This is a genomic window from Micromonospora sp. DT47 (genome assembly GCF_049844475.1).
Lineage (GTDB): Bacteria > Actinomycetota > Actinomycetes > Mycobacteriales > Micromonosporaceae > Micromonospora.
Window position 1 is genome coordinate 34,372 of sequence record NZ_JBNCLC010000032.1, and the last position, 8,001, is coordinate 42,372.

At 69.2% G+C, this 8,001-nt stretch carries 6 protein-coding genes; 2 read left to right on the forward strand and 4 right to left on the reverse strand.

What is annotated here, in order from left to right; genetic code table 11:
* Nucleotides 1-40 precede the first annotated feature (40 nt).
* Nucleotides 41-2,638: a rifamycin-inactivating phosphotransferase gene (gene rph, locus ACLQ2U_RS29805; protein WP_425754224.1), complete on the reverse strand. Its 2,598-nt coding sequence runs from the start codon at nt 2,636-2,638 to the stop codon at nt 41-43.
* Between the two features lie 558 nt (nt 2,639-3,196).
* A complete protein-coding gene (locus ACLQ2U_RS29810) occupies nt 3,197-3,844 on the reverse strand; it encodes a TetR/AcrR family transcriptional regulator (protein ID WP_425754225.1) in 648 nt (215 codons plus the stop codon).
* A gap of 53 nt (nt 3,845-3,897) precedes the next feature.
* Here ACLQ2U_RS29810 and ACLQ2U_RS29815 point away from each other — a divergent pair, with 53 nt between their 5' ends.
* Together ACLQ2U_RS29815 and ACLQ2U_RS29820 are read left to right on the forward strand one after the other, a co-directional pair.
* Nucleotides 3,898-4,722 carry an ATP-binding cassette domain-containing protein gene (locus ACLQ2U_RS29815; protein WP_425754226.1) on the forward strand — a complete coding sequence of 275 codons (825 nt, stop codon included), beginning with the start codon at nt 3,898-3,900 and terminating at the stop codon, nt 4,720-4,722.
* A gap of 2 nt (nt 4,723-4,724) precedes the next feature.
* Nucleotides 4,725-5,477, forward strand: a complete 753-nt coding sequence (locus tag ACLQ2U_RS29820; protein WP_425754227.1) for an ABC transporter permease — start codon at nt 4,725-4,727, stop codon at nt 5,475-5,477.
* A gap of 186 nt (nt 5,478-5,663) precedes the next feature.
* Here ACLQ2U_RS29820 and ACLQ2U_RS29825 read toward each other — a convergent pair whose 3' ends face one another.
* Both ACLQ2U_RS29825 and ACLQ2U_RS29830 read right to left on the reverse strand, forming a co-directional pair.
* Nucleotides 5,664-6,554 (reverse strand): methyltransferase domain-containing protein, encoded by an 891-nt coding sequence (locus ACLQ2U_RS29825; protein WP_425754228.1) that lies wholly within the window; start codon nt 6,552-6,554, stop codon nt 5,664-5,666.
* A 196-nt stretch (nt 6,555-6,750) separates the two neighbouring features.
* A complete protein-coding gene (locus ACLQ2U_RS29830; protein ID WP_425754229.1) occupies nt 6,751-7,437 on the reverse strand; it encodes a hypothetical protein in 687 nt (228 codons plus the stop codon).
* Nucleotides 7,438-8,001 lie beyond the last annotated feature (564 nt).

Here is an 8,001-nt window from a genome sequence, read left to right on the forward strand (position 1 = left end):
TGCTTGGCAAGGCAGACGGGCCTTCTCGGTGAGTGGTCAGTCAAGGCAGAATCTCGACGTACCCGTCGCTTCCGTGCACGCGGATCCGCTGCCCATCGGGAATCAGCCGGGTGGCATCTACCACACCGACGACAGCCGGCAGGCCGTACTCCCGTGCGATCACTGCGCCGTGTGTCATCAATCCTCCGACCTCCGTCACCAGGCCTGTGATGGCGACGAAGAGGGGCGTCCAGCTCGGGTCCGTGTGGGCCGTGACGAGGATGTCACCCGGTTCGAGATCAGCCTGGGCCATGTCCAGGATGACGCGGGCGCGCCCTTCGATGGTCCCGGCGGAGACCGGTAGGCCGATCAGGGCGCCGGTCGGCACGTCGTCGCGTCGGTACGCCCCGGCGATGGCCTCGCCATCCGATGTCAGCACCCGGGGCGGCGTGAGCGCGTGGTACGACCGGAACGCGTCCTTGCGCTGCTGGATGAGCTGGTCGTCCAACTGGTTGCTGCGCGCGACGTCGTGGAGCTCCTGGAACGTGAGGTAGAAGATGTCCTCCTTCTCAGCGAGCACGTTGGCCTGCACGAGGCGCTCGGCCTCTTCCAGCAGGGCCCGCTTGTAGACGAAGTAGCGGCTGACGATGCCGTACTTCGGGTACTCCCGGTAGCCGATGAAGGTCCGGACCCGGTCGATCATCCGCTTGGCCTCGTCGGCTTTCTGCTCCCCGTCCGGCAGGGCCCGCAGGCGTTCCAGCAGGTCCTCTTGTTTCTTCTGCGCCTCCTGTCGCCCTTGCTCGAAGCGCCGCTCGGCGGCGCCCGGCTCGAAGAGCTTGATATTGTCGAGGATCAGGGGCACGAGCGTGGTGGGGCGTTCGCTCCAGCGCGGCCTCGTGATGTCGATCTCGCCGACGCAGCGCATGCCGTACCGGTCGAGGTAGGCCTCGATGGCGTGGCGCGCTTCGGTCCCGCCCGCGAGCTTCGGCAGCTCGTCAAGGAAGCCGTCGTCCTCGACGCCCTGCAGGGACGCCACCACCTCCGGGTGCGGGCGGATCACGTCCGCGACGTCGAGCAGCGCCAGTCCCATCTCTGACGTGACGTTGCCGGGGGCGGACAGCGTGAGGGTGTCGGCCGCGTTCTTCTCGCCCAGCCATTCCTGCAGCTGGTCGTTGAGCCACCAGGTGGCCTCCATCCCCGCCATGATCGCCTGCATGCTCAGCGGATCGCCGAGGACTCGCTTGTGCTCCTGGAAGGCCTCCAGCAGGAAGTCGAACAGCGTCGGTCCGGTCTTCGTCCGGATGTCGCGCCGCAGGGCGGCGATGGAGGCCTGGCTGCGCTCGATCAGCTCGGTGACGATGGCCGGATCGGTCTCGATCGGGGCGGACGCGCCGCTGGCCGGCGGCCCGCCGGGACCAGCCTCCGGGAGCGTCGGGACGAAGTCGCCGCGGTCGAGGACGGTCTCCAGCGCGTCCCTGATCAGCGGATCGCCCCTCCCCGCCACCTCCAGGAGGCCGGCGCGGCTCGCGGGCGAGGCCAGGCGCCGGGTGACGTCGACGAACAGCCTCCCGCCGGCCTCGTGCATCGGCGCCATGGCCGTCAGCTGCCACACGGAGACGCCCAGTGGCTTCATGGGGTCGGTCATCATCTGCTGATGACCAACGGAGACGTAGACGTGGTTCTCCCGGTCGCGGGCCGCGGGGATGGGGAACAGCGTGGTGATTGGCCGGCTCTGCACGATCTGGAAGTCATCGTCGACCAGGCACCATTCGATGTCCTGCGGGCGGCCGAAATGCGCTTCGATCCGCCGCCCGAGCTGCACGAGCCGCACGACCTGCGCATCCGTCAGCGCCGGCTGCTCCTGCCGCTGCGGGTCGATCGCCACTTCCTGCGTCCCGCCAGCCGGCAGGGCGTGGATGGCACGCTGTTTGGCGGCGACCGCCTTGGCGACGATTTCGCCGTCGCGCACCTTGAAGACGTCCGGGTTCACCAGGCCGGAGACCAGGGCCTCGCCGAGGCCGAAGCTGGCGTCCACGGTGGCGACTTTCCGGTTGCCCGTGACGGGGTCGGCCGTGAACAGGATGCCGGCCGCATCCGGGAAGACCATCTGCTGCACGACCACGGCCATGTGGACCGTACGGTGGTCGATGCCGTTGCGCTGGCGGTAGGTCACGGCCCGCTCGGTGAACAGCGACGCCCAGCACCGGCTGACGTGCCGCAGGATCGCCGCCGGCCCCACGAGGTTCAGGTACGTGTCCTGCTGGCCGGCGAAGGAGGCCGTCGGCAGGTCCTCTGCCGTCGCGCTTGATCGCACGGCGTAGGCGGCTTGCTCGCCGAGCTGGGCGAGCGCGCGGGTGATCGCCGCCGCCAGATCGCCCGGGATGGCAATCCCTTCGATGATCCGGCGGATCTCCGCGCTGAACGTGCGAATCGCCTCCCGGTCGTCCGGGTTCAGGCGGGACAGCTGATCGAGTCGATCGTCGATCGACGGCGCTTCCGCCATGATCCGCCGGAAGGCGGCCGTCGTCACGCAAAAGCCAGCCGGCACGCGGATGCCTTCGATCCGCGACAGCCCGCCCAGGTGCGCGCCCTTGCCGCCAACGACCGCGACCTGCCTCTCGTCAACCTCTTGAAGATCCAACACGTACTGCTCGATCATTGCGATACCTCCGAGGCAGCCGTGCTCCGTCGCACTGCACTGGCCGATCGAATCACCGGCGCCTCGAGCTGTGTCGAACCTGTCGCTGGGCACGTCCTCATGTCTGGTTGGCTTCCCTCTGACGAATCGGCCGGCCGCTGCGCCCGGTCGGGCGGCGCGCACCCCCGCACCTCCGCGTCAAGCGCCCGCAACTGCACCGCCAATCTCATCAGCGGTTCGAGGTCGCCGCGTCCCCCGTACATCGACAACGCACCCACGTCGTGCCCCCCCATTTCCTCGTCGGTGCTGTGTCCGGCCGCCGATTCTGCGGCAAGACCCGGGTCTTGCCGCAAGCCCCCCTGTGCCCGCGATCGTCGGTCAGCTCATCATCGCCGCGGCCGAGGTGATCTGGCCGAGCAACCGGGACCTCGGCGACGTGCTGTTCAGCGTCTCCCCGATCCTGACCGGGGCCGGCCTGGTCACCGCCGGCGTGGCCATCATCCGCGTCTGGGCCCGGCCGTTCCGGTTCCTGCCGCTCACGCTCGGCGGGTCGCTGCGGAAGGGAGTGGCCTGCGTTTCTCAGGCCGTCGGCCGTACGGATCTGACGAGGCGTTCCACCAGGTCGCACAGGTCGCGTAGGTCGGTGCGGAACTCCTGGTTCCAGTCCACCGGGGCGTCCAGATGATCAGCGAGGGCTTGATGACCGGGTAGCTGTTCCGGTGGCAGCTGCGCTCGCCGGGCACGCGGATCGAGCGATCCGTCGCCGAATCGGCCGTTGACCTCGGAGCTGACGTGTCCGATTACGAACGTGCTGAGCATCCGCTCGAGCCGGGGCACCTCGGCCGCCGGAATGCCGGCGGCGAGCAGCGCCTGGTAGACCACGTCGACGATCCGCACGGCGGCAGGGCTCACCGCCGGCCGGGTGAACAGCAGCGGCAGCGCGGACGGATGGCGGGCGGCGACGGCGCGCAGGCCGTACGCCAGATGTTCGATCACTTCCCGCCAGCCGAGCCCGTCCGGCGGCTCCGGTACCTCCGCGAGGAGACGGCCGAGCACGGCGTCCAGCAGCTCGTCCTTGCTGCGGAAGTAGCCGTAGAGCGCCATCGGCGTCAGGCCCAGGTGCTGGGCCACGGCACGCATCGAGACGCCGTCGAGCCCGCGTTCGGCCGCGACGGCCAGCGCCGCGTCGAGGATTTCCGGCCGGCGGGATTCCTTGAGCTTTCGCACCGTTCCAGTCTACGGTGTATACCGTCAGTCTACGGCGTATACCGGAGGTGGTTGTGCTTCATGCGGACGGCTTGATCAAGCGCTACGGCGCGGTACGAGCGCTGGACGGGTTCACCCTCGACGTGCAGGCAGGCGAGATCACTGGCCTGGTTGGGCACAACGGCGCGGGAAAGTCGACCTTCGTCGACGTGCTCTGCGGCCTGGTGCGGCCCGACGGCGGCGCCGTGACCATCGGCGGCCGGCCGCCACGGGCCGCCCGCGGCGACGTCGGAGTGGCGCCGCAGCAGATCGCCCTCTACCCGGCCGCCACCGCCCGCGAGCACCTGCGCCTCTTCGGCCACATGGCCGGCCTACGCCGACGGGCACTCGCCGCCGCCACCGACGAGGTCGTCGACGCCTTGATGCTGACCGGCTTCCTGGATCGGCGGGTAGGCCTGCTCTCCGGTGGCCAGCAACGGCGCGTGCAGGCCGCGACAGCGCTGCTGCACCGGCCCGGGCTGCTGGTGATGGACGAGCCGACAGCCGGCGCCGATCCGGAGACCCGGCAGTCGCTGCTCGCCGTCCTACGCCGGCGTGCCGACGCCGGCGCGGCGGTCCTCTACACCAGCCACTACCTGCCCGAACTCGCCGAGCTGGGGGCGACCGTCGCGGTGGCACAGCGCGGACGGATCATCGCACGGGGTACGAGCGCGCAACTGCTCGACGGCCTGCCCGGCGAGGTGCGCCTGCGCGCCGACGACGCTGAGGAGATCCGGGTACGTACCACCGATCCCGCCCGGACGCTGATCACCCTGCTTGGCAACGCCCGCGGGGCGATACACGAGATCGACGTACGCAAACCGTCCCTGGACGATCTATACCACTCGCTGGCGGGCTAACCATGAGCGACTCCCTGTGGCGGATCGCCGCCGTGACCCGGCACAACGCGATTCTCCGGCTGCGCGACCCCGGTCCATTCCTCACCTACCTCGTGATGCCGATGGTGGTCATGCTGGCACTCCAGCCGATCTACCAACGCGCCATTCCCGGCGGAACCACGCAGATTGCGACCGGCATGCTGGTGATCTTCTCGGTGCTGGCCTTGTCCATCGTGGGCACCGCGACGCTCACCGAGCGCAGCTGGCACACCTGGGACCGGCTACGCGCCACCCGAGCGTCAACCACGGAACTCCTGCTCGGCAAGGCACTCCCGGTCTACGCCGTCTTGCTGCTGCAACAGTCGATCCTGCTGCTCTACGGCATCACGGTCCTCGGGGTGCGACCCAGCGGCGCATGCTGGTTGATCGCCGTCGCCATCGCCGCCTGGGGCGCGACGCTGCTCGCCATCGGCGCTGCCCTCGCGGCGGTCGTCCGCAGCCACGGCGAGCTGAGCGCGATCAGCGACATCAGCGCGCTAGTCCTTACCACGCTCGGTGGCGCCTTCATTCCGACCACGATGTTCCCGCACTGGCTGCAAGCGGTGGCTCCGGTCTCACCCGGCTACTGGGGCCTGACGATGCTGCAGGCCGCGCTGCGTGGCGACGTACCCGGCACACTGGCACCGGCCGTCATCCTGCTTCTGGTCGGCGCGGCGGCCGCGGCGTTCGCCTGTTGGCGCCTCGCCCGCGGCTGGGGACGCGCAACAATGTTGTGACCCGCAACCCGAACCTCTGGCGGCTCCAGTCATGAATCTCTCGCCCCCATCCGGCGCACACTGATCTCGGCAGATCCGGTCGTCTCGTCTCGGACGCGCTGTCAGCAGCCAGATGCGGATGCCTGTGGCCCGGCTCGCGACGCAGCGGGGAGGAGCCGCGTCACTGCTGGCCGGTCCCTAACCAAGTCAGGGGCGGATGGCGCGGAGGAACGTGGTGGCGAGTGTGTTGTGGGCGAGTGTGCCGGCCGCCAAGACAGCGCGCACATGGTTTTCAAAGCGGTAGCGCTCCTGATCGGTGAGCATTTGCGCCAACGCCTCCTCATACGTGGGGGCCAGCGGGTTGGGTGCCGTCTTCTTCAGCACCTCCCAATCGGTGGTCGGCAACGGGTACGGCACCTCGACCTCTGCCCGGTAGTCCAGCTCTACCGAAGCAAAGCCGGCCCCGCGCGCCCACCGCAGCAGGTCGCGCTCGTCGAAGCTGAGCATCGGGTTCTCGGCCTGCGGGACGCTCTCGTACGCCCGGCGTAGCTTTGCCGCCAAGTCGGCGATAGGCGTCATGTCCAACCCGAACAGAATGGGGCCTGCCTCGGTTACGCCGAAGCTGTTGATCGGCTCGAAGATGGACAGCCGCCCGCTCGGGCGCAGCACTCGGAAGAACTTGGCGAACGCGGCCTGCTTGCGCTCGACGTAGATGAGCACCGACCGGGTCGTCACGATGTCCACCGACTGATCCTGAACCCCGCGCAGGTCGTCGGCGGAGGCGTGCACGAACCGGGAGCGGTCCAGTAGGCCGCCCGCGGCCGCCCGGAGTCGGCACTCGTCGAGTAGATCCGTGGAGATGTCGCTGAAGATGACCTGCCCGCCCGGGCCCACCCGCTCCAGCGCGGCGAAGCCAAGCAGGCCGTTGCCGGTGCCCACGTCGAGCAGCACATCCCCTGCCGCGACTTCGGCACGGTCCAGCACCCCGTCGCGATAAGCCGCCAGCAGCGATGCCCCGTGCGCCCGGACGCCCGGGTCACCCGCGTCCCGGCGCCGCAGTATCCACTGCGCCCACCGATCCTGATTGGCGCTCGTCATTGCCTCACGCTAGCCGACAGCGGGGTGTTGCCTGCGGCGGCGATCTGCAGCGGTCACGGCACCACGCCTTCTGGCGCCGGTCAATCACGCGCATCGGCGGGACCGCGCTCATCGCGGCAGATCCGTGCGTTCCGACCTGAGCGCGGCAGGCCCTGTCAGCGGTCCGCATAGCATTCGTCAACTGGGCACGGGCTGTTCATCGGTAGAGCGGCTGGTCCTGGGTGGGGTCGGCGGGGACCACGTCGAGGCGCGGGTCGGTGGTGAGTTGGGTGATCAGCGCCCGGGTCCCGCCGATCCCGGCCCAGTGCGGATCGACGTCCTTGGCCACGCACCAGGCGTGATCAGCGGGCCAGGCGAACGCCGGCTCGGCGTTGCTGAGACGGCGCTGGCCCGGCCACCCCGCAGCAGTGTCCCATGTGCCGACGTCGACTATCGGCCCTCGAAACAACCAGTACGCACGGTTGGGCACCACAACCTTGGGCGCGCGCGGCATCGAGGGCGGGGCAGCGGGTGTGGGCGCCAGTCCCGGCTGGCCGCCGAGCCGCTCAAGCGGGGCGCCGGTGTTCTCTTCGTCGATGTACACGGCGTCGTCGTCGGCTGCGACGTCGGCGTCGCCGAAGCCTTCCCAGACGCAGAAGTAGCAGTCTGCGGGGGTCGTGGTGTGGGTGGCCAGCACCTCGAAAAGGGTGGGCAGCTGGTCGGTGGGCCATTCCGCGTCGACCTCGTTCTCGCTTTGGCCGGGGCGTGTCGGATCGGGCAGGAACCGAAGCCGCGCGTAGGCGTCGAAGCCCGCAGGGCCGAGGCCCACAAGCTGTTGCCACGGCAGGTCGCTGTGGGCGATCCAGTCGGCGGCCGACAGTTCCCGACAGAAGTTGAGTGTCACGTTCCGGTTCTACCGCCAAGCCCCGTACCGGCGCATCTGCCAGGTCACGCCGACGGGTCAGATAAGGAGTGAACTGCCGCCCAGGGGCAAGGCAGGAGCAGGCTTATGGGTGCTGCCTCTGTCGGTACGGATGACAGCCCGCCGGGGGCGAGGCCCCGAGACCACCGCAGGTTTCCAACGGCGACCAACGCAACTCGCGATCATCGGCATGAGCGCGGATCGCGATGATGACAGGACGTTGCGTGAGGGTGGTCTGCACGCCAGACGCGACACGTACCCGCCACCGACGTTGGGCACGCATCGGCGCGTGGCGCCGAGCCGGGTTGGCGGAAACCATGCGGCTCCCAGCACCTTTGCGAGTAGTCTCCGGGGTAGCTGCGTCGTACCGATTCACGCAGCTCGTCGAGCCTGCAACGCCCCGCTGCATTCGGGTTGTTGCCTCCCCGGCCCCGGGCCCAGCCCCCGCCCGCTCACCAAGCAATCCCTGTAAGAGCCTGGTAAATAAGGGTTTCAGGTGTGTTGGTGACGGGCGAGGCGGCGGGTCATGACGATGATCATGGCCCA